The sequence below is a fragment of the Blautia sp. OM06-15AC genome (genome assembly GCF_003481425.1).
GTDB classification, from domain to species: Bacteria; Bacillota; Clostridia; order Lachnospirales; family Lachnospiraceae; genus Fusicatenibacter; species Fusicatenibacter saccharivorans.
The window spans coordinates 521,684-546,401 of sequence record NZ_QULD01000001.1; the positions used below are offsets into that span (position 1 = coordinate 521,684).

25 protein-coding genes are annotated in these 24,718 nt (G+C 48.8%); 22 read left to right on the forward strand and 3 right to left on the reverse strand.

All coding sequences use genetic code 11. The annotated features are described in order from the left end of the window. Positions 1–83 precede the first annotated feature (83 nt). The 5 genes from DXB83_RS02555 to DXB83_RS02575 all read left to right on the forward strand — a co-directional run bounded on the left by DXB83_RS02555 (position 84) and on the right by DXB83_RS02575 (position 6,161). Positions 84–1,058, forward strand: coding sequence for a MurR/RpiR family transcriptional regulator (locus tag DXB83_RS02555; protein WP_117509159.1), 975 nt, complete (start codon positions 84–86; stop codon positions 1,056–1,058). Beyond that, positions 1,055–2,302 carry an NAD(P)/FAD-dependent oxidoreductase gene (locus tag DXB83_RS02560; RefSeq protein WP_117509003.1) on the forward strand — a complete coding sequence of 416 codons (1,248 nt, stop codon included), beginning with the start codon at positions 1,055–1,057 and terminating at the stop codon, positions 2,300–2,302. The genes DXB83_RS02555 and DXB83_RS02560 overlap by 4 nt, the downstream gene beginning before the upstream one ends. A gap of 44 nt (positions 2,303–2,346) precedes the next feature. Continuing rightward, positions 2,347–3,012, forward strand: coding sequence for a (d)CMP kinase (cmk, locus tag DXB83_RS02565; RefSeq protein ID WP_022462337.1), 666 nt, complete (start codon positions 2,347–2,349; stop codon positions 3,010–3,012). Between the two features lie 32 nt (positions 3,013–3,044). Further along, positions 3,045–4,946 (forward strand): bifunctional 4-hydroxy-3-methylbut-2-enyl diphosphate reductase/30S ribosomal protein S1, encoded by a 1,902-nt coding sequence (locus DXB83_RS02570; RefSeq protein WP_118697227.1) that lies wholly within the window; start codon positions 3,045–3,047, stop codon positions 4,944–4,946. A gap of 147 nt (positions 4,947–5,093) precedes the next feature. Further along, positions 5,094–6,161 (forward strand): putative ABC transporter permease, encoded by a 1,068-nt coding sequence (locus DXB83_RS02575; RefSeq protein ID WP_118697228.1) that lies wholly within the window; start codon positions 5,094–5,096, stop codon positions 6,159–6,161. 64 nt (positions 6,162–6,225) lie between these two features. Here the strand turns inward: DXB83_RS02575 and DXB83_RS02580 are convergent, their stop codons facing one another. Then, entirely contained in the window at positions 6,226–7,314 is a 1,089-nt protein-coding gene (locus DXB83_RS02580) for a ribonuclease H-like domain-containing protein (RefSeq protein WP_118697229.1), read from the reverse strand. Positions 7,315–7,486: 172 nt separating this feature from the next. On the opposite strand from DXB83_RS02580, the gene ruvA reads away from it, so the two are divergent. The 11 genes from ruvA to DXB83_RS16630 all read left to right on the forward strand — a co-directional run bounded on the left by ruvA (position 7,487) and on the right by DXB83_RS16630 (position 17,474). Beyond that, complete coding sequence (gene ruvA, locus DXB83_RS02585) at positions 7,487–8,101, forward strand: Holliday junction branch migration protein RuvA (protein WP_022461906.1); 615 nt, start codon at positions 7,487–7,489, stop codon at positions 8,099–8,101. Positions 8,102–8,141: 40 nt separating this feature from the next. Continuing rightward, positions 8,142–9,152 (forward strand): Holliday junction branch migration DNA helicase RuvB, encoded by a 1,011-nt coding sequence (gene ruvB / locus DXB83_RS02590; protein ID WP_022461905.1) that lies wholly within the window; start codon positions 8,142–8,144, stop codon positions 9,150–9,152. Between the two features lie 130 nt (positions 9,153–9,282). Then, entirely contained in the window at positions 9,283–9,714 is a 432-nt protein-coding gene (zapA, locus tag DXB83_RS02595; protein ID WP_055226374.1) for a cell division protein ZapA, read from the forward strand. A gap of 57 nt (positions 9,715–9,771) precedes the next feature. Further along, positions 9,772–11,985: a U32 family peptidase gene (locus tag DXB83_RS02600; protein ID WP_118640388.1), complete on the forward strand. Its 2,214-nt coding sequence runs from the start codon at positions 9,772–9,774 to the stop codon at positions 11,983–11,985. Between the two features lie 26 nt (positions 11,986–12,011). Then, complete coding sequence (locus tag DXB83_RS02605; RefSeq protein ID WP_117508997.1) at positions 12,012–13,526, forward strand: FtsW/RodA/SpoVE family cell cycle protein; 1,515 nt, start codon at positions 12,012–12,014, stop codon at positions 13,524–13,526. A 55-nt stretch (positions 13,527–13,581) separates the two neighbouring features. After that, the gene (locus DXB83_RS02610; RefSeq protein ID WP_179964624.1) at positions 13,582–14,940 is read left to right on the forward strand and encodes a peptidoglycan D,D-transpeptidase FtsI family protein; all 1,359 of its coding nucleotides are present in this window, start codon (positions 13,582–13,584) and stop codon (positions 14,938–14,940) included. Between the two features lie 203 nt (positions 14,941–15,143). Then, on the forward strand, positions 15,144–15,620 hold the full coding sequence (locus DXB83_RS02615) for an NUDIX hydrolase (RefSeq protein WP_117508996.1): 477 nt from the start codon (positions 15,144–15,146) through the stop codon (positions 15,618–15,620). Further along, positions 15,604–15,933 (forward strand): hypothetical protein, encoded by a 330-nt coding sequence (locus tag DXB83_RS02620; RefSeq protein WP_022461899.1) that lies wholly within the window; start codon positions 15,604–15,606, stop codon positions 15,931–15,933. The genes DXB83_RS02615 and DXB83_RS02620 overlap by 17 nt, the downstream gene beginning before the upstream one ends. Continuing rightward, complete coding sequence (locus DXB83_RS02625; protein ID WP_117508995.1) at positions 15,930–16,913, forward strand: DUF2953 domain-containing protein; 984 nt, start codon at positions 15,930–15,932, stop codon at positions 16,911–16,913. The genes DXB83_RS02620 and DXB83_RS02625 overlap by 4 nt, the downstream gene beginning before the upstream one ends. A gap of 3 nt (positions 16,914–16,916) precedes the next feature. Beyond that, entirely contained in the window at positions 16,917–17,321 is a 405-nt protein-coding gene (locus DXB83_RS02630; protein WP_022461897.1) for a GerW family sporulation protein, read from the forward strand. A 6-nt stretch (positions 17,322–17,327) separates the two neighbouring features. Continuing rightward, positions 17,328–17,474, forward strand: coding sequence for a hypothetical protein (locus tag DXB83_RS16630; protein WP_167622772.1), 147 nt, complete (start codon positions 17,328–17,330; stop codon positions 17,472–17,474). 393 nt (positions 17,475–17,867) lie between these two features. On the opposite strand, the gene rpmB is transcribed toward DXB83_RS16630, so the two are convergent. Further along, on the reverse strand, positions 17,868–18,053 hold the full coding sequence (gene rpmB, locus DXB83_RS02635; protein ID WP_022461896.1) for a 50S ribosomal protein L28: 186 nt from the start codon (positions 18,051–18,053) through the stop codon (positions 17,868–17,870). A 244-nt stretch (positions 18,054–18,297) separates the two neighbouring features. On the opposite strand from rpmB, the gene DXB83_RS02640 reads away from it, so the two are divergent. From DXB83_RS02640 to DXB83_RS02655, 4 genes are all read left to right on the forward strand, one after another. Continuing rightward, positions 18,298–18,654: an Asp23/Gls24 family envelope stress response protein gene (locus DXB83_RS02640; RefSeq protein ID WP_022461895.1), complete on the forward strand. Its 357-nt coding sequence runs from the start codon at positions 18,298–18,300 to the stop codon at positions 18,652–18,654. A 24-nt stretch (positions 18,655–18,678) separates the two neighbouring features. Next, positions 18,679–20,358: a DAK2 domain-containing protein gene (locus tag DXB83_RS02645; protein WP_117509157.1), complete on the forward strand. Its 1,680-nt coding sequence runs from the start codon at positions 18,679–18,681 to the stop codon at positions 20,356–20,358. An 18-nt stretch (positions 20,359–20,376) separates the two neighbouring features. Continuing rightward, positions 20,377–22,431, forward strand: a complete 2,055-nt coding sequence (recG, locus tag DXB83_RS02650; protein ID WP_117508994.1) for an ATP-dependent DNA helicase RecG — start codon at positions 20,377–20,379, stop codon at positions 22,429–22,431. Between the two features lie 263 nt (positions 22,432–22,694). After that, entirely contained in the window at positions 22,695–23,213 is a 519-nt protein-coding gene (locus tag DXB83_RS02655; RefSeq protein ID WP_117508993.1) for a DUF6465 family protein, read from the forward strand. A 112-nt stretch (positions 23,214–23,325) separates the two neighbouring features. Here DXB83_RS02655 and DXB83_RS02660 read toward each other — a convergent pair whose 3' ends face one another. Then, entirely contained in the window at positions 23,326–23,547 is a 222-nt protein-coding gene (locus DXB83_RS02660) for an alpha/beta-type small acid-soluble spore protein (protein ID WP_022461891.1), read from the reverse strand. Between the two features lie 296 nt (positions 23,548–23,843). On the opposite strand from DXB83_RS02660, the gene DXB83_RS02670 reads away from it, so the two are divergent. Both DXB83_RS02670 and rsmD read left to right on the forward strand, forming a co-directional pair. After that, positions 23,844–24,245 (forward strand): methylglyoxal synthase, encoded by a 402-nt coding sequence (locus DXB83_RS02670; RefSeq protein ID WP_022461890.1) that lies wholly within the window; start codon positions 23,844–23,846, stop codon positions 24,243–24,245. A gap of 40 nt (positions 24,246–24,285) precedes the next feature. Next, a partial coding sequence (gene rsmD, locus DXB83_RS02675) for a 16S rRNA (guanine(966)-N(2))-methyltransferase RsmD (protein ID WP_243108828.1) occupies positions 24,286–24,718 on the forward strand: 433 nt, incomplete at its 3' end.

Here is a 24,718-nt window from a genome sequence, read left to right on the forward strand (position 1 = left end):
AGAATCAGGATGCCCCCAAAAGAAAAAATGTGGATGCCGAACGGCATTTGCAGATCGGAAAAACAAATCAGGAAGAAAATAACATGAAAAAAGAAAAAGAACAGTCTTCTTCAGAAGAGCAGAAGGCAGCGAACGAGAATCTCCTCATTCGTCTGAATCAAAATTACGGAAAGTTGAGCAAAGGACAGAAGAGGCTGGCAGATTTTATTACGGCACATTATGACCAGGCCGTATCGATGACGGCAGCGCGCCTGGGACAGCAGGTCGGCGTCAGCGAATCGACAACGGTTCGCTTTGCGATGCAGCTTGGCTACGCGGGATATCCGGAGTTCCAGCGCGCACTGGAGGAGATGGTGATGAATCGTCTGAATTCAGTGCAGCGGATGCAGTTTACGTATGGCCGCGTGCCGCAGGGAGAAATTCTGGAGACCGTCCTGCAGTCGGATATTGAAAAAATCAAGATGACGCTGGAAGAAGTGGACCGGAGCGCCTTTGAGCGCGCTGCGGATACGATTCTTTCTGCGCGGACAATTTACATTGTCGGCATTCGGAGCTGCGCGCCGCTTGCGAGCTTTCTGGCGTTCTATTTCCATATGATTTTCCCGGATGTGCGCCAGGTACAGACAAACAGTTCCAGCGAGATTTTCGAGCAGATGATCCGCATCACGGAGGATGATGTGGTGATCGGCATCAGCTTCCCGCGGTATTCGATGCGTACGATGAAGGCACTGGAATTTGCGAACAGCCGCAAAGCGAAGGTGATTACGATCACAGACAGTGTGCATTCACCGATGAATGTTTATGCAGCCTGTACGCTGATTGCCAAGAGCGATATGGCATCGATCGTTGATTCTCTGGTGGCCCCTTTGAGTGTAATCAATGCGCTTGTCGTGGCGCTCTGCATGAAACGCCAGGCGGATGTGAAAAAGACACTTGAGAGCATGGAAAAACTGTGGGATGAGTACCAGGTTTACAGCAACGATGAAATCAACGGGCTGGACGATGCACGTCCCATGGGCGGAAAAAAGGCAGCTCTGCCGGTAAAGGAGAAAGCATGAGAAAAGCAGCAGTAATCGGCGGAGGCGCCGCCGGAATGATGACCGCCGTGCTTGCCGCCGGCGAAAAGACAGAGATTCATCTCTATGAAAAAAATGAAAAGCTGGGAAAGAAGCTGTTTATCACAGGAAAGGGCCGCTGCAATGTGACAAACGACTGCCCGACAGAAGAGTTCTTCACGAATGTGGTGACAAACCCGAAATTTCTGTACAGCTCCGCCTACAGCTTTGACAGCGCCCAGGTGCAGGAGTTTTTCGAAGCGGCAGGTGTCCGCTTAAAAGTGGAGCGCGGAAACCGTGTCTTCCCGGAGTCAGATCACTCCTCGGATATTATCCGCGCGCTGGAGACGGAACTGAAACGGAAAAATGTGCAGGTGCATAAGAATACAAAAGTAAAAGAGCTTCTTTTCGAAGGAGACCGCGTGAAAGGAATCCGCCTGGAAAACGGGAAAGAGCTTTTTTACAATGATGTCGTTGTCGCAACCGGCGGTATGTCGTACCAGACGACGGGGTCGGATGGAGACGGCTACCGTTTCGCAGAAAAGGCAGGACTTGCCGTCACTCCGCTCCGCCCGGCGCTGGTGCCGCTGGAAACAGAGGAAGCGTACATCCGTGAGCTGCAGGGACTCTCCCTGAAAAATGTGACGATGACGATTAAAAACGGCAAAAAGACGCTGTTCGATGGATTCGGCGAGATGCTGTTTACACATTTCGGAATTTCCGGCCCGCTGGGGCTTTCTGCGAGCTCCTACATCGGAAAAGCACTGGAACAGCAGCCGCTGAAAGGATATCTGAACCTGAAGCCGGCACTCACGGAAGAACAGCTGGATGCGCGGATCCTGCGTGAATTTGAGGAAAACCGGAACAAACAGTTCCGCAACGTGATCAACAGTCTGTTCCCGGCGAAACTGCTTCCGGTGATGCTCTCTCTTGGCGGGATCGACCCGTACAAACAGGTCAATGCCGTATCGAAAGCGGAGCGTCAGCACTTTGAAGAGCTGATCACGCATTTCCCGTTTACAGTAACCGGAACACGGGGTTTCCGTGAAGCAATTATCACACAGGGTGGTGTTTCCGTGAAAGAGATCCGTCCGGGCACGATGGAGGCAAAGAAAAAAGAAGGTCTGTACTTCGTAGGAGAAGTGCTCGATCTCGATGCACTGACCGGCGGCTTCAATCTGCAGATTGCCTGGGCAAGTGCCCACGCTGCAGCCGAAGAGATCCGGGCAAAGGAAGAACAGGAATAAAATATGGATCACAGATTTTAGAATTTTCAGGAGGAAGAGAGAAGATGAGATTTAATCTTGCAATTGACGGACCGGCAGGCGCTGGCAAAAGTACAATCGCAAAACGTGTGGCAAAGGAGCTTTCGTTTGTCTACGTTGATACAGGAGCAATGTACCGTGCCATGGGCATCTATTTTTCAGATCTTGGCATTGCACCGGAAGAGCAGGAAAAAATTGAGGCAGCCTGCAAAGATGTGAAAATTTCCATTTCCTACGAAAACGGAGAGCAGCAGGTTTATTTAAACGGCGTCAATGTCACCGGAAGACTGCGCACCGAGGAGGCTGGAAAGATGGCATCCGCGACAAGCGCCTATCTGGAAGTACGGAAAAAACTCGTGGAGCTGCAGCAGGAGATGGCGGAGAATACGGATCTTGTGATGGACGGCCGCGATATCGGAACTGCCGTTCTGCCGAACGCACCGTTGAAAGTCTATCTGACAGCAAGTGCCCATGTCCGCGCACTGCGCCGCTGGAAAGAGCTGACCGAAAAGGGACAGACAGCCGATCTTGCGAAAATCGAGGAAGATATCAATGAGCGTGATTATCAGGACATGCACAGAGAGCATTCCCCGCTGGTACAGGCAGAAGACGCCGTACTCGTTGACAGCTCTGAAATGACGATCGATGAGGTTGTGGAAAAGATCTTAAGCCTTGCCCGCGAGCGCATGTAAACGCGGCAGAGAAAAGAGGAGAAGAAAAACAGATGGAAGTAACTGTTGCAAAAAGTGCAGGCTTCTGCTTCGGCGTCAAACGGGCGGTCGATACGGTATACCGTGAAATTGAGAGCGGTGAAAAGCCGGTCTACACCTTCGGGCCGATTATTCACAACGAACAGGTTGTGGAGGATCTCGAAAACCGCGGCGTGCAGGTGATCCATTCGGAAGATGAACTAGAGGGGCTTTCCGGCGGAACCGTTGTGATCAGGTCGCATGGCGTGTCGCGGGATGTCTGTGAAAAGATCGAAGCGCGCGGCATGAAGATTGTAGATGCGACGTGCCCGTTTGTCAAGAAGATCCACCGGATTGTGGACGAGGAGGGCAGAAAAGGCCGCCACGTCGTCATCATCGGAAGCGCGGATCATCCGGAGGTACAGGGCATCATGGGATGGGCGAGCGGTCCGGTTACCGTGATGCATACCGCCGAAGAAGCGGAAAGTTTTGTGCCCGAAAATGGAAAACCAATATCTATTGTGGCACAGACGACATTTAATTACAACAAATTTAAAGATTTAGTTGAAATTTTTTTGAAAAAGAGTTATGATAGTACTGTTTTAAAGACTATCTGCAACGCTACCGAGGAAAGACAGACGGAAGCGAGAGCAATTGCCAGGAAGGTTGATGCCATGTTTGTCGTGGGAGGCAGACATAGTTCAAACACGCAAAAGCTGTATGAGATATGTAAAGAAGAATGTAAAAATACTTACTTTATAGAGACACTCGTTGATTTGGAATCTAAGCCTTTTCAATCATTTGGTCGCGTAGGTATTACAGCTGGGGCATCCACCCCGAATAAAATAATTGAGGAGGTTCAAAAAATGTCAGAAATGAGTTTTGAACAAATGCTGGATGAATCATTTAAAACAATCAGAAACGGAGAAGTCGTTGAGGGTACTGTAATCGATGTCAAAGACGATCAGATTATCCTGAATATCGGATACAAAGCCGATGGTATTCTTACCAAAAACGAATATTCCAACGATTCTTCCATCAATCTTCACACCGTTGCACAGCCAGGTGACAAAATGGAAGTCAAAGTTCTGAAAGTAAATGATGGAGAGGGACAGGTCCTTCTTACTTACAAGAGACTTGCTGCTGAAAAAGGCAACAAGAGACTCGAGGAAGCATTCGAGAATCATGAAGTTCTGAAAGCAAAAGTAACACAGGTACTGAACGGAGGATTATCCGTAGTTGTTGAGGAGACCAGAGTATTCATTCCGGCCAGCCTTGTATCTGATGTATATGAAAAAGATCTGTCTAAATATGCAGATCAGGAAATTGAATTCGTTATTACCGAGTTCAACCCGAGAAGAAGACGCATCATCGGTGACCGCAAACAGCTCATCGTTGCTGAGAAGAAGAAACTGCAGGAAGAACTGTTCGCACGCATCGCAGTTGGCGATGTTGTAGAGGGAACTGTTAAGAATGTTACCGATTTCGGCGCATTCATCGATCTGGGCGGAGCTGACGGACTGCTTCACATCTCTGAGATGTCCTGGGGCCGCGTAGAGAACCCGAAAAAAGTATTCAAAGTTGGTGAGACTGTAAAAGTTCTGATCAAAGACATCAACGGCGACAAGATCGCTCTTTCCTTAAAATTCCCGGAAGAGAATCCGTGGCTGAACGCTGCTGATAAATACGCTGTAGGCAATGTAGTAGAAGGCTGTGTTGCCCGTATGACTGACTTTGGTGCATTCGTTGAGCTTGAGCCGGGCGTAGATGCTCTGCTTCATGTTTCCCAGATTTCCAGAGAGCATGTTGAGAAACCGTCTGATGCACTGAAAATCGGACAGGAAATCACTGCAAAAGTAGTTGATTTCAACGAGGAAGACAAAAAAATCTCTCTGAGCATGAAAGCTCTGGAAAACGAAGAGCCAGTAGAAGAGTAAGAATAATTTAACTTGCAGGTGCTGCAGTTGGATGATTAGAATGCCGTAGACAACCGGGTTTCCTGAACAGACAGGAAACCTGTTGCCTGCGGTATTTTCTTATCATCCTGTTTTTAGCACCAGAAAAGAAAAAGGGGATGAAAGTTTATGTGGGAGATGAAGATTCTGGGTGTGGATCTGTACCACGTTCTAGCATGGTTCTGGCTGTACAGCTTCTGCGGATGGATCTGGGAGAGTTCCTATGTATCGATCCGGCAGAAAAAACTGGTCAACCGTGGTTTTGTCAATGGTCCGCTGCTGACACTGTACGGCACCGGCGCTGTTATGGTATACTTGATCCTGCGCCCGTTTGAAGCGAACGTCTGGGCACTGTATTTCGGAGGTGTCATTGTAGCGACGGTTCTGGAATATGTAACCGGCGTGCTGATGGAGACCATTTTTCATGCGCACTGGTGGGACTACAGCAATCAGAAGTTTAATTTTCAGGGAAAGATCTGCCTCAGCAGTTCGATTGCCTGGGGATTCTTTACACTGGGGCTGTTCTATATTCTGCAGCCGATTGCCGTGAAAGTAGTGAATCTTGTTTCGGATACTACAGGAGAGATCATTGTTTCCGTTGTTACCGTCTGCTATCTGGTAGATTTTGGATTTTCCGCAGCCGCAGCATTCCAGCTGGGACAGAAGATGCGCAGTCTGGAGAAAACGTGGGGAGAATTTCTGAAATATCTGCAGAAATCCCGCTTTAACCAGCTTGCCGAGGAGATGAATGCGAAAGTACAGCAGTATCGTGCAGAGTATTCCAGAGATAAGATGAAAGAATATCTGGCCGAGAAGCGCCAGACACTGTCTGAGGCAATGGAGCAGATGCAGAAGCTGGAGAAGGAGCGGAAAGAAGCCGAGGGAAGAAGAAATCCGCTTTCCGAGTCGAAGAACCGCCTGATAGAGTTCGGAGCAGAGCAGAAGGAACGCCTGACCGAGTTCGGAGCAGAGCAGAAAGAACGGTTTGCGGCACTTGGATTTGATGTGCGCAGTGATAAGATGCCGGATCTTAAAGAGCTGCTGGAGCGCTTTGACCAGATGACAAAACCGCAGCTTCCGACCAACTGGCTGATGCGCCTGACAACGAAACGTTATCTGCGCGCCTATCCGCATCTGCAGGGAACGCATCATGCTTCTCTGAAAAAGGAAGAAAAAAAGGCAGAAGAGAAAAAATAAAGGACTGCTTGGAAAGGACAGTCCCGGAAAAACGGCCGTGCATGCAAAAACGTGTACGGCTGTTTTATTTTCTGGTTTTGCTATCGTCTTTGAAAAAGAGCTGAAGCTCGGAGCAGAGATACTCTTTCAGGAGATCTTCCTGCGAAAAAAAGGCATCGGACCACTCAAAATAGTAAGGGCGGCTTTTGAAATTCTCGCGGAAGGCCGGGGTGAAAAACTCTTTCTGCTGCGGAAGAAATGTACCGGTCCGCCGCTGATAGCAGTTGGCAGCCTTTGCTTTCTGACGGTGTTCCGGATCGACAAACGCGCCAACGCTCTTGTGAACAGCCTGATCCTCCAGCGGAAGATAATAGTAATTCTTATAGTCCGGGAAGAAATATTTCAGCTCCGCCGTATGCGTCTGCAGGGAGAGAGAAACCCGTGAACCAAAGGCTGTAAGAGAACCATCCGCGCAGACACGGGAGAGGAAAACCGGAACTTCCCGCTCGGGCTGCAGTGAAACTTCCAGTGTCTGTCCGGTAAAACGACACGACTGGACAGAAAAATCGCCGTGAAACAGGGCAGGAAGCGAGAGCAGTTCCAGAACAGAACCCATGCCGAGGACATCCTCATAATTGTGAAGGAAAAGCAGTTCCAGTTTCTTTTCATCCAGTGTCTGAAGATAGTCGTGGTAAACAGAAATCAACTGTTTTCCGTTAAGCTGATCCTTCCGTGGGAATGAGAGATACTGTTCCATATTTTTCTGTTTCATTGAAGAAAGTCCCAGGATTGACTGAAACGGGCGGAGTGCCTGATAAAGATCCAGGGATGCGATTGACGAAAGCGGATCTTCCATCTGATAAAACAGTGCTTTGTGTGTGAGGTAAGGAAGATCAAATGTCGTTCCATTAAAATGCACCAGCTGCTTCACGTCGGAAAGAAACGTGAAAAAAGAGACAAGCATCTCTTTTTCTTCGGTCGGTCGATCAAGAAACCACTGGCGCAGTGTGAAAGCATCCGCGGCCGGGTCAAAGAACAGGGCACCAATCAGATAGAGATGCGAGGTACGCCAGGAAAGGCCGGTCGTCTCAATATCGAAAAAGACATCGCCGTTTCTCAGATACATCTGAAGATTGGCAGAGAGAGCAGCGGGGGTAGAATCTATGATCTGCATAAGGTTTTTTGTCTCCTTTGAAAAACTTTTTTGAATCTAAAGATATTATAAGACGAAAAAATCTGACATGCAAGAAAGACAGCGACTAATCGTTGCGTGATGAGAAAAGTTCTGCTATAATAGAATGTGCGTTCGCTTTCGAAAAAAGAAAACGGCGCTTTGGAGGAAAAACATGATTGCATTTATCAAAGGAACTGTAGATTCTCTTTCGGAAGGAAAAATGATTCTCGAAAGCCATGGAATCGGCTATGAGCTGAATATTCCAGCGAGTATGTTCGACGCAGGCATCCGGGAGGGAGAAGAGTTAAAGATATATACCCATATGAGTGTGCGGGAAGACGGAATTTCCCTATTCGGCTTTCTGTCCCGTGAAGATCTTGAAATATACCGTATGCTGATCGGCGTAAGCGGCATCGGACCAAAAGCGGCGCTTGCGGTGCTGTCCACGCTTACTGCAGACAATCTGCGCTTTGCCGTCCTCTCGGAAGATGTCCAGGCGATTGCCAAAACACCGGGCATCGGAAAGAAGACCGCGCAGAAGCTGATTCTGGAATTAAAAGACAAATTCGACCTGCAGGAAGCGTTCGAGCAGAAGCTGGCAGGAAATCAGGCGGCTGCGGCGGTACGGCAGGCAGGCGAACCGGATGCCTTCCAGGATGCGGTACAGGCGCTGACTGCGCTTGGCTACTCCGGAACGGAAGCACTGCAGGCAGTAAAGAAAGTCGAAATCACCGAAGGCATGGACAGCGAGGCTGTGCTGAAAGCGGCATTGAAGCATATGTTTTAGCAGATGGTCCTAAATTGTGGAAGAAGGAAACCTTATAACGATGGAAAGAAGAATTATCACAACTGACGTTCTCGAGGAGGACGTGAAAATCGAAGGTTCGCTCCGTCCCCAGCACCTGGACGACTACATCGGACAGGAAAAGACGAAAAAGAACCTGAAAGTATATATTGAAGCAGCAAAACAGCGAAGTGATGTTCTCGATCATGTGCTGTTTTACGGCCCTCCGGGACTTGGAAAAACAACGCTGGCGGGCATCATTGCAAATGAGATGGGAACCCATATGAAGGTAACGAGCGGCCCGGCGATCGAAAAACCGGGTGAGATGGCAGCGATCCTCAACAATCTGCAGGAGGGCGACGTCCTGTTTGTTGATGAGATCCACCGCCTGAACCGCCAGGTCGAGGAGGTTCTTTACCCAGCGATGGAGGATTTTGCGATTGATATCATGATCGGAAAAGGCTCTTCGGCGCGCTCGATCCGCCTGGATCTGCCGAAGTTTACGCTGGTCGGCGCAACAACGCGTGCAGGTCTTTTGACTGCTCCGCTCCGCGACCGGTTCGGTGTCATCCACCATCTGGAATTTTACACGGAGGAAGAATTGGCCAACATTATCCTGCACTCCTCAAAAGTACTGAATGTGGAGGTGGATCCACAGGGAGCGCTTGAGATGGCGCGCCGTTCCAGGGGAACACCGCGCCTGGCAAACCGGATTTTAAAGCGTGTCCGCGACTTTGCCCAGGTGAAATACGATGGAAGAATCACAAAAGAGGTCGCATCGTTTGCTCTCGATCTGCTGGAAGTAGACCGTTACGGACTGGATCAGACTGACCGGCTGCTTCTTACCACCATTATGGAAAAGTTCCAGGGCGGTCCGGTGGGACTCGATACCCTGGCAGCATCGATTGGAGAAGATGCCGGCACCATCGAGGATGTCTACGAGCCGTTTCTGATCAAATCCGGATTTATCAACCGCACTCCGCGCGGAAGAGTGGCAACGGAATTTGCCTGGCACCACCTGGGGCTGGAGGCACCGCGTAAGATCGAAGAGTAAAAGCCCTGAATCTTTCATTTTCTGTCGCTTTTTGCAGAAAAAGGTTGTTTTTCTTCCATTTTCGGTATATGATAGGTTATATTAGCCGGGAGTTTGGTCCGGTTAAATTCAGTGGAGGAAAAGCAAAAGAATGGCTGTAAAAAATACAACACAGGTTTTAATAGATGGAAAAATTATCACACTGGGAGGCTATGAGAGCCCGGAATATCTGCAGAAAGTAGCTGCTTATCTGAATCAGAAGATCAGCGAACTTTCCCAGTCAGCCGGATACAACCGCCTGTCGGTGGATACGAAGCACACACTGCTTGCACTGAACATTGCAGACGACTATTTCAAAGCAAAAAGCCAGGTAGATACCCTCGAAGAGGATATGGAAGCCAAAGACCGGGAAACCTACGATATGAAGCACGATCTGATTGCAGCGGAAATCCAGGCTGGCGATCTGAAAAAAGAGCTGGAAGAGAAACGAATCGAGCTGGAACATGTGCGCGGCGAGATGGAAGAACTGCAGCGGCAGCTTGATAAGGCAAATAAGGATCTGGAAGATTTATTAAAAGCGTAAAAGAAGGAAAAACGGGGGATTGCGGAACAGGTAATCGCCCGTTTTTAGGAGATAAAGATGAAGACAGAATTATTAGCACCAGCCGGTTCGATGGAAGCGTTAAAAGCAGCGGTTTCCGCCGGTGCGGATGCCGTCTATCTCGGCGGAGCCGCATTCGGCGCAAGAGCGTATGCAAAAAATCTGGATGAGCAGGAGATTCTCTCAGCCATCGATTACGTCCATCTGCGGAACCGGAAACTGTATCTGACGGTCAACACCCTCTTAAAAGAGGAGGAACTGGAAGAGAAACTGTATCCGTATCTGCGTCCGTACTATGAGCAGGGAATGGATGCCGTGATTGTCCAGGATATGGGCGTTTTAAAGGCGGTCCGCTCCTGGTTCCCGGATCTCGACATTCATGCGAGCACACAGATGACAGTGACAGGATCTGCGGGAGCGCGTTTCCTGGAAAGCCTTGGCGCAACGCGTGTGGTACCGGCCCGTGAGCTTTCGTTTGCGGAGATCCAGAAAATCCACCGGACGACCAACCTTGAAATTGAATGCTTCGTCCACGGGGCGCTCTGCTACTGCTATTCGGGACAGTGCCTTTTTTCCAGCCTGATCGGCGGAAGAAGCGGAAACCGCGGAAGATGCGCGCAGCCGTGCCGTCTGCCGTACGAAGCGTACGATAAAGACAACCACCGCATGGGGGAGCCGGGCGACCGCTATCCGTTAAGCCCGAAGGATATGTGTACGGTAGAACTGCTGCCGGAGATTGTAAAATCCGGGATTATGTCCCTCAAAATCGAAGGCAGAATGAAAAAGCCGGAGTATACAGCGGGCGTTGTCAGCATTTACCGCAAATACCTCGATCTGTACGAGAAAAAGCCGTCCCGTTTCCACGTTCTGCCGGAGGACATGAAAAAGCTGTATGAGCTGTATAACCGTGACGGTTTCAACAAAAGCTATTATACCGTAAGAAACGGACGCGATATGATGGCGCTGAAGAACGAAAAAGAGCAGGAAAATAAAAAGAAACAGCGCAGAAATGAGCAGCTCTTTTATGAGATCCAGAGAGATTATATCGAGACTGAGGCAAAAGAGCCGATTTCCGGCTTTCTGACCCTGTATCCGGGCCAGCCGGCGTTCTTAAGTGCAGAAAGCGGAAAATACAGCGTAACAGCAGAGGCGGGCATGGTAGAACCGGCAAAGAAGCAGCCGCTGACCGAGGAACGTGTAAAAACACAGCTGGAAAAGACAGGCGAGACACCATTCTATTTCAAAGAACTCGATGTCTGTATGGATGACAACTGTTTCGTGCCGATGCAGACGTTAAACGAACTGCGGAGAGGCGTTTCGGACCAGCTGGTGAAAGAGATGACAGAGCCATACCGCAGAAAAGCAGCGGAAAAGCCGGAACAGGAAGCAAAAGCATCTGGAAAACCGGATCAGGAGAGCAGGGCAGAAAAGAAAATGGAGCTGACCGCATCTGCCGAGACGAGAGCCCAGTGGAATGCACTGCTCGAGATTCCGGAGATCACGACGATCTACGCCGGCATGGGATGCTTCAAACGGGAAATCTTCGAAGAGCAGGCGGAAAAAGGCATCCTGCAGGCGAAAGAACTGGGAAAACAGGTTTATCTGATGCTGCCGCACGTTGTGCGTGAAGGCGATCTGAAGGAATACCGCGACACGTTCCGCTGTCTGAAGGAGATCGGTCTTGGCGGTTTCCTGATCCGTAATCTCGAAAGCTTTTCGTTTTTGAAAGAGATGGGAATGGAAAAGGATATCCGGCTCGATTACAGCGTTTACACGTACAACAGCCGTGCGCAGGCATTCTGGCAGGAGCAGGGCGTGCAGCGTGATACCGTTCCGTATGAGCTGAACGAGCGGGAAATCGGAAAACGTGACAATACGAACAGCGAAATGGTGGTCTACGGCTACCTTCCGATGATGGTTTCCGCCCAGTGTGTCCAGAAGAACCTGAACGGCTGCAATCACAGTTATTCTCTGGTACGCTTAAAAGACCGGATGGGAAAATACTTCCCAGTGAAGAGTTACTGCACCTCGTGCTACAGTGTGATCTACAACAGCCTTCCGCTCGGCCTGGTAAAAGAAGCCGATGAGATCCGGTCCATGCATCCGGCTGCGGTGCGGCTGAATTTTACCATCGAGACACTGGAGGAGACAAAAGAAATCGCCGCTGCGTTTGCTGGAACGTACTGTAAAGGAATCGCAGTTCCGGCCGAACAGGAATATACCAAAGGCCATTTCCGCCGGAAAGTAGAGTAAACGGTGAGAAAAAATAAGGGGAATTTATGGAAAATACCATTGTTCAGTTATCAAAATATGTGATTACCTTCCTCATGATCTGTTTTACCGTGCAGTCGTTTGCTGCACTCAAAGAGCGGGATGAGGATGAGCGCCATTACATTCTGATGCGGCAGATCATCATGATCATTCTGATGAATTTCATCTGTTTCTTCGTGATGTTCCTGCAGGAAGGCGAAGTATCAACGATTCAGATGTTTCTGCTCACGATGGCGTATATCCTGGGCGTACAGATCCTGTACCGCCTGATTTACCGGAAGGCATCGATGATCCTGGTAAACAACATGTGTATGCTGCTCTCGATCAGCATGATTATTCTGACGAGACTGAGCGTGTCAAAGGCGATGTCCCAGTACAAAATTCTGGCGGCATCCACACTGCTCTGCTTCATCATTCCGGTCATTGTCCGAAAGGGCAAGTTTCTGAAAAATCTGACCTGGATTTACGCTGTGCTCGGAATTGCCATGCTTTCCGTCGTTATGGTGCTTGGCTTTACTTCCGGCGGTGCGAAGCTGTCGATCGAAATCCACGGCATTACGTTCCAGCTCTCCGAGATTGCCAAGATCACACTCGTGTTCTTTATGGCAGGCATGCTGCGCGAGGATAATTCCTTTGGAAACGTTGTGAAAGCAACGGTCGTTGCGGCAGTTCATGTGCTGATCCTTGTTGCATCCACCGACCTTGGAACTGCGTTCGTCTTCTTTATGGCGTACGTGGTTGTAATCTATGTGGCAACGAGAAAAGCCAGATATCCGCTTTTGGGACTTGCGGGAATGAGTGCCGCCTGCGTTGTGGCGTATTTCCTGTTTTCCCATGTACGGAACCGTGTGGCACTCTGGCAGGATCCGATCGGAAACTGGGATATCAGCAGCCAGTTAGCACAGGGACTCTTCGGCATGTGCTCCGGCGGATGGTTCGGAACCGGCCTTTTCGAGGGACGGCCTGACATTATCCCGGTTGCAACGAAAGACTTTATTTTCTGTGCGATCTGTGAGGAGATGGGCATTATCTTCGGAATCTGCCTGATTCTGCTGTGCATGTCCACATTCCTTCTGATTATCAATATTTCCATGAAGATGAGCAAACGGTTCTACAAACTGATTGCCATGGGTCTTGGAACGGAATATGCGACACAGGTGTTCCTCACCATCGGAGGAACCATTAAATTTATTCCTATGACAGGTATCACGCTGCCGCTGGTCAGCTATGGAGGAAGCTCTATGTTCTCCACGGTGCTGATGCTGTCGATCATTCAGGGATTGTACATCTTAAGGGAAGACGAAGGTGAGGAGCTTGAGAAAAGACAAAACAAGAAGAAACGAAACCAGCAGAAAAACGACCCAGGCGCCAAGAAAAAACGACGCCCGGACGAAGAGACCGAAAGACGAAAGAAGAGCGGCAGCCGGAACGACGGACAGGGAACCCGCCAGAAGTACCGCGAGCAGCCGGATGAATTCGAACGGCGGATCGAAGAGCAGACCGAGAACAGCCTCCACTGGTAAGGCGGCAAACAACGGCGCAGGGCCGTATCTGATCGTTTCGTTCCTGTTCGTGGCCATGTTTCTTGGGCTGATCGCGTATCTCGTTTACTTTAATGTCGTGCGGAAAGAAGAATTTCTGAATAGTTCTTACAATACGAGACAGAATAACTATGCAGAGCGCGTGATCCGCGGAACAATCTATTCTGCGGACGGCCAGGAACTGGCAAAGACGACGACAGATGAAAACGGGGATGAGGTAAGAACGTATCCGTTCGGCAGCCTGTTTGCGCAGGTGGTTGGCTACACGGGAAAAGGAAACAGCGGCCTCGAATCTTCCTACAACTATATGCTGATGGAGTCCCATACAAGTAAGTTAAAGCAGGTAAAGAATGAATTCAGCGATGCGAAGAACCCGGGAGACAGTCTCTATACAACGCTGAATACAACACTCCAGCAGGCCGCGGCCGATGCACTGGACGGATACCGCGGTGCAGTTGTCGTGCTGGAGGCAAAAACGGGCCGTGTACTTGCCAATGTGAGCAATCCGGTTTTTAATCCTAATACGATTGATGAGGACTGGGAGGCACTGAACGCAGACGATGAGAGCGGCGTGTTTCTGAACCGCGGTCTGCAGGGAAGATATCCGCCGGGATCTACGTTCAAGATTGTTACTTCGCTTGCGTATCTCCGTCAGAACGGCACACTGGACGGTTTTTCGTTCGACTGTGACGGTGAGCTGACAGCAGGAAACTATACGATTCACTGCTCCGGCGGTGAAGTGCATGGACCGGAAGATTTTGCAGGTGCGTTTGCACATTCGTGCAACTCTGCCTTTGCACAGATTGGCCTTGGGCTGGATAAAGATGCCTTCCGCTCGCTGGCGGATTCCCTGTATCTGAACAGCCGTCTGGATCTGGAGCTTCCGACCAGCAAAAGTTCTTTCGACCTTGATTCGACAACGGCGGATGCTCTTGTGATGCAGACCTCCATTGGCCAGGGCGATACGCTGGTAACACCGATGGAGATGGCACTGATCGCCTCCGCGGTTGCAAATGACGGAGAAATGATCAAACCGCGTTATGTGGACAACATTGTGTCTGCGGACGGACAGGCAGTCAAAACCTTTTACAAAGAGTCTCTTGGCACGGTAATGTCCGAGAGCGAAGCCAATACGCTGACAGAGCTGATGAAAGGCGTTGTCCAGAGCGGAACTGCAGTTTCACTTTCGGATCTGCCGTACAATATCGCCGGTAAAACAGGAACCGCAGAACACGGAAGCGACGGAGAGACACCGCATTCCTGGTTTGTCGGATTCTCCAATGCGGATGATCCTGATATTGTCATTGCTGTTGTGGCAGAAAACGGCGGATATTCGAGTGAAGTCGCTGTACCGATTGCAAGACAGGTAATTGAAGCATATTATGCACAGCAGTAAACGATGAAAAAAACGCGTTCGAACCGGAAAGGATGGGTTCGGGCGCGTTTTCTGAATTTTTAGAAAAATGTTAGAAAAAGGATGCGGTTTTAAGGTTGCGCGGGGGCGGGAAAAGAGGTATACTTTTTAACAGAAGATCTGGCGGCAAGCGGGAAGAAAAGAGCTGTCAGGGAATGGAAAAAGCCAGAAGGAGCTTAAAACGTATGATCGAAGCAGTAAGCTGCGGAGGTATCGTAATCTACCGTGGAAAAATATTGACGCTTTACAAAAGCTACCGCAACAAATATGAAGGCTGGGTTCTGCCGAAAGGAACCGTTGAGCCGGGAGAAACCCATGAACAGACTGCTGTCCGCGAGGTATATGAGGAGTCCGGCGTACACGGCACCATCATCAAGTACGTGGGAAAAAGCCAGTACAGCTTCAGCATTCCGGAGGACACCGTGGAAAAAGAGGTGCACTGGTATCTGATGGTCTCATCCGGCTACTACAGCCGTCCACAGAGAGAAGAATACTTTGTGGATTCGGGCTATTACAAGTATCACGAAGCATATCATCTGCTGAAGTTTTCCAATGAACGGCAGATTCTGGAAAAGGCCTATCAGGAGTATCTGGAACTGAAGAGAGCAAATTTATGGAAGGTTCAGCCACAGGCTCAGGGAAAATATGGTAAACTGGTATAAAAATCTGTACGTCGGGGATACTGCAAAAAAGAAACAGAAAAAATGGATGCGCCGGATTGAGAACAAAAAAGCAGTTCCGGGAGTCTGGCTCCTCACACTGCCTTCCAATCAGCAGAACAATCTGGATGTAATTCCGGCGGATCTGCTTTTGCAGCCGGCCGTGCGGAGAAACTGTCCGATGATTGTCGGACTTGCCGTGTCGCGCGAGGAAGCTTTTGAGCTTGTGGAGGCGATCGCATTGGAAACTTATCGGGAAACCGGAGAAGTAAAAATCCGGGAATGGCTGCTGAACCGGATTGAGGGATGTGAATGATACATATACTATTCATGATTTTGAAGGCACTGGGGATTTTACTCCTTGTTTTACTGTTTCTCGTGCTTCTTATCGTCTGCACCGTCCTGTTTCTTCCTTTTTGCTACCGGGCGCAGGTTCTGAAAGAAGAAGAGGGATTTGCCTGCGTAAAAGCGAGCGGAAGAGTATCGTGGCTTTTCGGAGCTGTCGCGCTGACGGCCTCGTATGAGGAACAGAAGCCGGAGGCGCAGATTCTGCTTTTCGGGGCATCACTGGAAACATGGAAACGGCGGCTGAAAAAGATCCGCCGGGGAGAAGCGTCCGTGCCCCGGACGGAGGAAAATGAGACAGAAAATGCGCCGGAAGCAGAAAAAACAGCAGAGCAGAAAGAACCGGACCAGACAGAAAAACAGCAGAAGGTGACAGCACAGAAGGAGCAGCCAGAGCAAGAGCAGGAACCGGATGCGCCGAAAAAAAGCATTCTGGAACGGTTTTTCGGAAGGATCGAATATCTTCCGGAAAAACTGCTGAATCTTGCCAGCCGTCTGCTGCAGACAGCTTTCCGGCTGTTGGAACTTCCGTTCCGTCTGCTTGAAAAACTGGAGCAGAAAATCCAGGCAGGCAGACGGTTAAAAAGAAAGTGGGAGAGTGTGAAAAAATTCTTCCGTTCGAAGATGTTCCGTGAGGCGCTGCTCCATGCAAAGAAAGAAGTGCTTTATTTCCTGAAGAAAGCAGCACCGAAAAAAGTAACCGGCACAGTCCGGTTCGGATTTGACGATCCGGCACTGACCGGAGAGACACTCGGCATTCTGGGTATGATTTATGGAAAACTGCCGAAAGACCTTTCCATCCAGCCGGATTTCGAACAGGAAATTCTCCAGGGCGATGTCCGGATGAAAGGAAGTTTTCAGGCTGTGACAGCAGCCGGCATTGCACTTCGATTATTCCGGGATCAGAATCTTCGGAAAACCATACGACATTTCAAACACAAGGAGGCCTAAAAGATGGCAGAAAAGGACAACACATTTCAGAATACCGTAGAAGCACTGTTCCGTGGAATGGACAGCTTTATCACAACAAAGACGGTCGTAGGTGAGGCGATCCACATTGATGATACGATTCTTCTGCCGCTGGTAGACGTTTCCTTCGGCGTGGGAGCGGGTGCATTCGCAGAAAATGCAAAGAACAATGCAGGAGGCGGTATGGGCGGAAAAATTTCTCCGAGCGCCGTTCTTGTCATCAGCAAAAACGGAACGCGTCTGGTCAACATCAAAAACCAGGATGCTGTCACCAAAATCATTGACATGGCTCCGGATCTGATCAGCCGCTTTACCGGCAAAAAGGAAGAGGACGGGTATACCGCAGAGAAAGTAGAGCATATAATAAACCAAGAGGCGGATAAGGAGTAAGCTCGTTTGTGCAGAATTTTAGGTTTTCTGCTGTTTTGGATGGGGGTCGGGCTTCTCATCAGCCTGATGATCCGCAGCTCATTTCTTACGGTTCTTGCGGCCGCTCTGCTGCTGTGCGTGGGATATCATCTGTTCTGCAATACAGGGGAATAGTGAAAGATGCACAAAAAGATCGGAAATGAACTGGCTGATTTGTACAGAGAAATACTTGCAAAATGAAGAAAGCTGCGCTATAATAAGTCCATCTTAAATGAATCAGCCAACTATACTAATATCATAGATCAAGACGAGGGCGTCTTACCAGAACGAAAGTTTCGGTAGGATGCTCTTTTTCTTTTGCTAAGCATATGGATCGTTGGCAGGTTCAGCTTAAGAGACCACGCTATTTTTTTCTCCCTTTTAAAATATAAAAAATAGAGCACAACAGGGCATAAGCGAAAACTTATGTCCTGTTTGCTCTTACCAGAACTTTTTTTAAAATCTTAATTCTATTTTTGAACAGCAAAAAAGCCTTCCCGGACTGGAAAGGCCTTTTAACCATTCAACTTATGCACGCTCTACTTTTCCGGATCTTAAGCAGGAAGTACATACGTACATTTTCTGCGGTACACCGTCAACTTTAACTTTGACAGATTTTACGTTAGATTTCCACATTTTATTGCTTCTTCTATGTGAATGACTTACGTTGTTTCCGAAATGAGCACCCTTCTCACAAATTGCACACTTTGCCATGATTGCACCTCCTTGACATACGTACTTGAGTCAAAACGCATTTTAGACTCACAACATAAGTCATTCTAACAGATCTATACCGGTTTTGCAAGTAAAAAATGAAAAAATTATATGAATTTTGAAGGTTTTTCATTTTAAACTTTCTTTTTTGCGGAAAAGCGGTTATAATGTATCGTAGAGTGGAGTCAGTTATTCCTGTCTCCATGTGTTTTGAATAGTATGATGGAATTGGAGGATACAAGGCATGAAAGGTCGTATGAATACAGGCTTGGGAGAAATCGTAATCAATCCGGATGTAATCGCCCTGTATGCGGGCAGCGTTGCTGTGGAGTGCTTCGGCATTGTCGGAATGGCAGCGGTAAACATGAAAGATGGACTGGTCAAACTTCTGAAAAAAGAGAGTCTGACACACGGAATCAATGTATCGATTTCGGAAAATAAAATTTCCCTGGATTTCCACGTGATTGTTTCTTACGGAGTCAGTATTTCTGCCGTAACAGATAACCTGATCAATAATGTGAAATACAAGGTGGAAGAGTTCACCGGAATGGAAATTGAAAAAATCAACATCCTGGTTGAAGGCGTTCGCGTCATCGACTGATGGTAATAGGAGGAAATGAAGAAAGTGGCTACAAATACAATTGATGCCGGCTTACTGGCAAAAATGTTTCTGGCTGGTGCAAAAAATCTGGAAGTAAAGAAAGAGTGGATCAATGAGCTGAACGTGTTCCCGGTACCGGACGGCGACACAGGTACCAACATGACGCTGACGATCATGTCCGCAGTCAAGGAAGTAAACTCGCTCACAGAAGTGAACATGTACAACCTTTCCAAGGCAATCTCTTCCGGTTCTCTGCGCGGTGCCAGAGGTAACTCTGGCGTTATTCTTTCCCAGCTCCTTCGTGGCTTTACCAAGAAGATCCGCGACTATCAAGAGCTGAATGCAGAGATTCTTGCAGAGGCAATGGAAAAAGCAGTCGAGACTGCATACAAAGCCGTTATGAAGCCAAAAGAAGGTACCATCCTGACCGTGGCAAAGGGAGCAGCAGAGAAAGCAGCAGAGCTTGCACCGGAAAGCGAAGATCTGAACGCATTCATCGAGGACGTTCTCGCGCATGCAGAGTACGTGCTCTCCCAGACACCAGAGATGCTGCCGGTATTAAAAGAGGCAGGCGTTGTGGATTCCGGCGGACAGGGTCTCTTAACCGTACTGCAGGGCGCATATGACGCGTTCCTCGGGAAAGAGATTGATCTGAATTTCGAGATGCCGGAAGCAAAGACAGAATTTGTCAGACCGTCCAAAGAGACAGAAAAAGAAATCAAATTCGGCTACTGCACCGAGTTTATCATTATGCTGGAAAACCCGCTTCCGGATGAAGCGGTTTATGCATTCAAAGATTTCCTGAATGGAATCGGAGATTCGATCGTTCTCGTTGCAGACGATGAGCTGGTTAAGGTACACGTACATACCAACGATCCTGGAAAAGCAATTTCCAAGGCGCTGACGTACGGACAGCTGACCAGAATGAAGATCGACAACATGCGTGAGGAGCATCAGGAGCGCCTGATCAAGAACGCAGAAAAGATCGCAGCACAGCAGGCAGAGGAAGATAAGAAGAGAAAAGAAGCAGCAAAACAGCCGCCGAAGGAGAACGGATTCATTGCCGTGTCCATCGGAGAGGGAATCAAAGAGATCTTCCAGGGACTCGGTGTTGATTACCTGATCGAGGGCGGTCAGACCATGAACCCGAGCACCGAGGATATGCTGACTGCAATTGAGAAGGTCAATGCAAAGAATATCTTTATTCTGCCGAACAACAAAAATATCATCCTCGCAGCAAATCAGGCAAAAGCCATGACTGAGGACAAAAATATCATCGTTGTTCCGACCAAAACCGTTCCGCAGGGCATCACAGCCATGATCAGCTATGTGCCGGAGAAATCTGCAGAAGAGAACGAGGAGGCCATGACAGAGGGCATCCAGATGGTGAAAACCGGTCAGGTAACGTACGCGGTACGTGATACCCACATCGATGAGAAAGAGATCCATCAGGGCGACATCATGGGACTTGGCGATCACGGACTTCTCGCTGTCGGACAGGATATTCTTACCGTTGCAGAAGAAACCATCCGCGCCATGGTCGATGAGGACAGCGAGCTGATCAGCATCTACTACGGTGAAGATATGAGTGAGGAAGATGCCGAAAGCCTTGGCGAAAAAATCGAGCAGGCATATCCGGACTGCGATGTGGAAGTAAACTATGGCGGACAGCCGATTTACTACTGTGTCGTTTCGGTTGAATAAGAGTAAGGAAAGAAAAATATGAATACGGAACCCCTGACAACACTGAAGGGGATCGGTGAAAAAACGGAGAAGCTGTTTGCAAAAGTAGGAATCTACAATTTGCAGCAGCTTCTGCATTATTATCCAAGAGATTATGACTGCTATGCAGAGCCGGTTCCCCTTCGCGAATGCAGACAAGAGGAAAAGAATGCGGTATACGGAAGAATTGTCCACAGTCCGTCGGTAAAAGGAAACCAGAGAAAGAGCGTCGTTGTCCTGGAACTCTACGAGGAGCCGGTGCGGCTGCAGCTTACCTGGTTTAATATGCCGTTTCTGCGGAGCACGCTGAAGAAAGGCAGTGTTTTTATCTTCCGCGGAAAGATACAGGAAAAATCAGGCCGTCTCGTGATGGAGCAGCCGGAAATCTTCACTCCTGCCGCATACCATGAGCTTCTGGCAAGTCTTCAGCCGGTTTATGGGCTGACAGCCGGTCTCACGAACAAGATGGTGAGCAAGGCCGTCGCACAGGTGCTGGAACGATGCGCACCTGCGCAGGACTATCTGCCGGAGAAAATCCGTGCCCGGTATGAACTCTGTGAAATCAATTATGCCCTCCATGAGGTTCATTTTCCAAAAGACCAGGAGCATCTGGCAACGGCGCGGCGCAGAATTGTGTTCGAAGAGTTTTTTCTCTTCATCCTGTCCCTGCGGCAGTTAAAAGAGCAGACGGAGGGAATTACCAATGTGTTCCCGATCCGCGCCGTCTGGAAGACAGAGGAAGTCATCGAAAATATGCCGTACCGTCTCACGAATGCACAGATGCGCGTGTGGGGCGAACTGGAGCGGGACTTAAAAGGCCATACCCGCATGGCGCGGCTGGTACAGGGAGATGTCGGAAGCGGAAAGACGATTCTGGCATTCCTTGCAATGATTATGACAGCTGAGAACGGCTACCAATCGGCGCTGATGGTTCCGACGGAGGTTCTGGCGCGGCAGCATTATGAATCGCTCTGCACTCTGTTGAAAGAAAACAATCTGACGGAATACAATCCCCGCCTTCTGACTGGATCCACGAAAGCAAAAGAACGCCGGGAAATCTATGCCAGTCTGGAAGACGGAAGCTGCAAAATGGTGATCGGCACACATGCACTGATTCAGGAAAAGGTACAGTACAAAAATCTGGCGCTTGTCATCACAGACGAACAGCACCGCTTCGGTGTCCGGCAGAGAACGGCACTTGCTGAAAAAGGGGAACCGCCGAATGTTCTCGTTATGAGTGCAACGCCGATTCCAAGAACCCTGGCTATCATTCTGTACGGAGATCTTTCGATTTCTGTGATTGATGAACTTCCGGCGAAGCGTCTGCCGATCAAAAACTGTGTGGTGGATACGTCTTACCGTCCAAAAGCTTACCGCTTTATCACGCGTCAGGTCGAACTGGGCCGTCAGGCGTATGTGATCTGCCCGATGGTGGAGGAGAGCGAGGGTCTGGAAGCGGAAAACGTCACCGACTATACACAGCTCCTGAAAAAAGAGCTGCCGGGCATCACAGTAGAGATGCTGCACGGACAGATGAAGGCGGCGCAGAAAAACGAGATCATGGAGCGGTTCGCCAGCGGAGAAATCCAGGTACTCGTCTCGACGACAGTCGTGGAGGTCGGTGTCAACGTGCCGAATGCGACGGTGATGATGGTGGAAAATGCCGAACGGTTCGGCCTTGCACAGCTCCATCAGCTCCGCGGACGTGTCGGAAGAGGAGAGCATCAGTCCTACTGTATTTTCATCCGCGGAAACAAAGATCAGGAGACCGCCAAACGTCTGGAAATCCTGAACCATTCGAACGACGGGTTTTATATTGCTTCGGAAGATTTGAAACTGCGCGGCAGCGGCGATCTGCTGGGAACGCGCCAGAGCGGGGATATGGAATTCCAGATGGCAGATATTTTCCGGGATGCCGATATCCTGCAGAAAGCGAGTGAGGCGGCTTCAGAACTGCTTGCCGACGATCCTTATTTTGAAAAACCGGAGCATGAACTGCTGAAAAAGGTAATGAAATCGTATCTTGATCTGGAAAACCACGACATTGGATTGTGAAAAATTACAAAAAAATCCGGCTTTAAAATGCAAAATCGGATAAAAGTAACAGCCTGATTGGATAGTATGGAAAATGACTGTACAATTTCGTGGAAAATTCGTGCGAAATCAGATATTACTTGAAATGCCAAAAAAATTCATGTATCATAAACAAGGAATCAAAAAATGTGCGGACCGTGAGTGTCAAGCGTTCGCCTGAATGATAGTTCGCAGGACGGCTCTTCCAAAATATACCGGGCCGGTCCAAATGGGAGGAAACAGATATGGTAAAGAAAAAACCAGCTGCCCAGGCTAAGACAGCAGAGAACGAGACAGTAAAAGTAGAGACCAAAGCAGCAGAAAAAACAACCGCAGCAGAGAAAGAAGCTGTAAAAGAAGTTGCAAAAGAAGTTGTAAAGGAAACTGCAGCAGCAGAGGAAGCACCTGCAAAAGCAGAAGAAAAACCGGCAGCAAAAGCTGCAAAAACAACCCGCACAACAGCAAAGAAAACAACGACAAAGAAAGCGGCTGCACCGAAAAAACCAGCAGCAGCGAAAAAGCCGGCAGAGAAAAAATCACCTGCAAAAGCAGCAAAGAAAGAAGCGGAGCAGGAGATGATTCTGCAGTTCGGCGGAAGAGAAATCAAGGAGAAAGATCTGTACGAGAGAATCCAGCAGATCTGGATCGAAGGATATGGCAAGAAAGCAGAAGAATTAAAGAGCCTGAAGGTTTATGTAAAACCGGAGGAATTTACTGCTTACTACGTAATCAATGATGATGTAACCGGAAGCATTGATCTGTAAGTATTATGTACCAGCTCTGCAGGAGCAAGAAAAAAGCGTGAGCTTTTCCGAAAAGAAAAGAGCTCACGCTTTTTGATGCCTGTTCCGGCATCAGGATGTTATACCGGGATGATTAGTACTGGCCAGAAGAACCGCCGGACATCTGGCGTTCCTGCTGCTCAATCATCTTTTTGACCATATAACCTCCGACAGAACCATTCTGTTTGGAAGTCAGGTTACCGTTGTAGCCATCACTGAGCGGCACGCCGAGTTCGCTTGCCACCTCAAATTTGAATTTGTCCAGAGCGCCTTTTGCTTCTGGTACTGCTGCGGTATTCGATGAACGATTCGCCATGTTCATTCCCTCCTTTATCTTTGTGCTTGTTAAAAGCTGCTGTGAAGCAGATCCGGATGTGTTTTTCATCTGTTCTGCTACGGTCATAGTATGTGGAAAGAAAACAAAAATAAACTTCCAGATTCTGTATTTTTTCCGGAAAAGCGGAGAAAGTAAAAGAAGAAGGAAAAATGGAACGGCAGAAAAAAATATAAAAACTGTGTAAAAAATTCACAAAAAGAATTGCGTATTGAAAATAAATTTGTTATAATTGCTGTACATGGTAGTAAAAACAGGAGAAGGGGCGGTTTGCAGTAATGAATATTGGAATCATAGCACACAACAGCAAGAAGAGTCTGATCGAGGATTTCTGTATTGCATACAAGGGAATCCTCATGAAACATGAGGTGTACGCCACCGGAACCACCGGACGGCGGATTGAAGAGGTGACGAACCTTCATGTACACAAGTTTCTGCCTGGAAGCGTAGGCGGAGACAAACAGTTTACCGAGATGATTGAACGCGGCGATATGGATATGGTAATTTTCTTTTACAATCCGACGATGATCAATCCGAAAGAGCCGGATGTCTACAAAATTATCCGTACCTGCGACCAGTACAATATCCCGATTGCAACAAATATCGGAACCGCGGAGTCTCTGATTTTGGGACTTGCAAGAGGAGATCTGGACTGGAGAGAGCAGTTGAAAGCCGACTGATCCATCAAACAAAAACAGTAAGGACGAAAATAAGACCAACATGAGAGTAATAGCAGGAAAATGCCGGAGTCTTCCATTAAAGACGGTTCCCGGCAGACAGACCCGGCCGACGACGGACCGGATCAAAGAAACCTTATTTAACATGCTTCAGCCGTATCTGCCGGATGCGCGTTTTCTCGATCTGTTCGCCGGAAGCGGGGCGATCGGAATCGAGGCGTTGAGCCGCGGCGCCGAGCGCGCGTGGTTCGTAGAGCAGAACAAAGCTGCAGCAGACTGTATCCGGCAGAATTTAAAATTTACGAAGCTGGAACAGCAGGCAGTGCTCCTGCCCATGGAAGCGCATGCAGCTCTGCAGTCGCTTCAGGGACAGGAGCCTTTTGACTGCATTTTTATGGACCCGCCATACGATAAGGGACTGGAAAAGGACGTGCTGTATGCGTTCCGCGACGCCTCTTTTATCGGTGAGGATACCT

Excerpts from the sequence above, each read along its gene's own strand:
- DXB83_RS02605 (WP_117508997.1), top strand. The coding sequence starts at position 12,012 with ATGGAAAATACCATTGTTCAGTTATCAAAATATGTGATTACCTTCCTC.
- DXB83_RS02670 (WP_022461890.1), top strand. The coding sequence starts at position 23,844 with ATGAATATTGGAATCATAGCACACAACAGCAAGAAGAGTCTGATCGAG.
- DXB83_RS02575 (WP_118697228.1), top strand. The coding sequence starts at position 5,094 with ATGTGGGAGATGAAGATTCTGGGTGTGGATCTGTACCACGTTCTAGCA.
- ruvA (WP_022461906.1), top strand. The coding sequence starts at position 7,487 with ATGATTGCATTTATCAAAGGAACTGTAGATTCTCTTTCGGAAGGAAAA.
- DXB83_RS02600 (WP_118640388.1), top strand. The coding sequence starts at position 9,772 with ATGAAGACAGAATTATTAGCACCAGCCGGTTCGATGGAAGCGTTAAAA.
- DXB83_RS02555 (WP_117509159.1), top strand. The coding sequence starts at position 84 with ATGAAAAAAGAAAAAGAACAGTCTTCTTCAGAAGAGCAGAAGGCAGCG.
- recG (WP_117508994.1), top strand. The coding sequence starts at position 20,377 with ATGAATACGGAACCCCTGACAACACTGAAGGGGATCGGTGAAAAAACG.
- DXB83_RS02640 (WP_022461895.1), top strand. The coding sequence starts at position 18,298 with ATGAAAGGTCGTATGAATACAGGCTTGGGAGAAATCGTAATCAATCCG.
- DXB83_RS02580 (WP_118697229.1), bottom strand. The coding sequence starts at position 7,314 with ATGCAGATCATAGATTCTACCCCCGCTGCTCTCTCTGCCAATCTTCAG.
- DXB83_RS02570 (WP_118697227.1), top strand. The coding sequence starts at position 3,045 with ATGGAAGTAACTGTTGCAAAAAGTGCAGGCTTCTGCTTCGGCGTCAAA.
- rpmB (WP_022461896.1), bottom strand. The coding sequence starts at position 18,053 with ATGGCAAAGTGTGCAATTTGTGAGAAGGGTGCTCATTTCGGAAACAAC.
- cmk (WP_022462337.1), top strand. The coding sequence starts at position 2,347 with ATGAGATTTAATCTTGCAATTGACGGACCGGCAGGCGCTGGCAAAAGT.
- zapA (WP_055226374.1), top strand. The coding sequence starts at position 9,283 with ATGGCTGTAAAAAATACAACACAGGTTTTAATAGATGGAAAAATTATC.
- DXB83_RS02610 (WP_179964624.1), top strand. The coding sequence starts at position 13,582 with ATGTTTCTTGGGCTGATCGCGTATCTCGTTTACTTTAATGTCGTGCGG.
- DXB83_RS02660 (WP_022461891.1), bottom strand. The coding sequence starts at position 23,547 with ATGGCGAATCGTTCATCGAATACCGCAGCAGTACCAGAAGCAAAAGGC.
- DXB83_RS02625 (WP_117508995.1), top strand. The coding sequence starts at position 15,930 with ATGATACATATACTATTCATGATTTTGAAGGCACTGGGGATTTTACTC.
- DXB83_RS02620 (WP_022461899.1), top strand. The coding sequence starts at position 15,604 with ATGGTAAACTGGTATAAAAATCTGTACGTCGGGGATACTGCAAAAAAG.
- DXB83_RS02655 (WP_117508993.1), top strand. The coding sequence starts at position 22,695 with ATGGTAAAGAAAAAACCAGCTGCCCAGGCTAAGACAGCAGAGAACGAG.
- ruvB (WP_022461905.1), top strand. The coding sequence starts at position 8,142 with ATGGAAAGAAGAATTATCACAACTGACGTTCTCGAGGAGGACGTGAAA.
- DXB83_RS02630 (WP_022461897.1), top strand. The coding sequence starts at position 16,917 with ATGGCAGAAAAGGACAACACATTTCAGAATACCGTAGAAGCACTGTTC.
- DXB83_RS02615 (WP_117508996.1), top strand. The coding sequence starts at position 15,144 with ATGATCGAAGCAGTAAGCTGCGGAGGTATCGTAATCTACCGTGGAAAA.
- DXB83_RS02560 (WP_117509003.1), top strand. The coding sequence starts at position 1,055 with ATGAGAAAAGCAGCAGTAATCGGCGGAGGCGCCGCCGGAATGATGACC.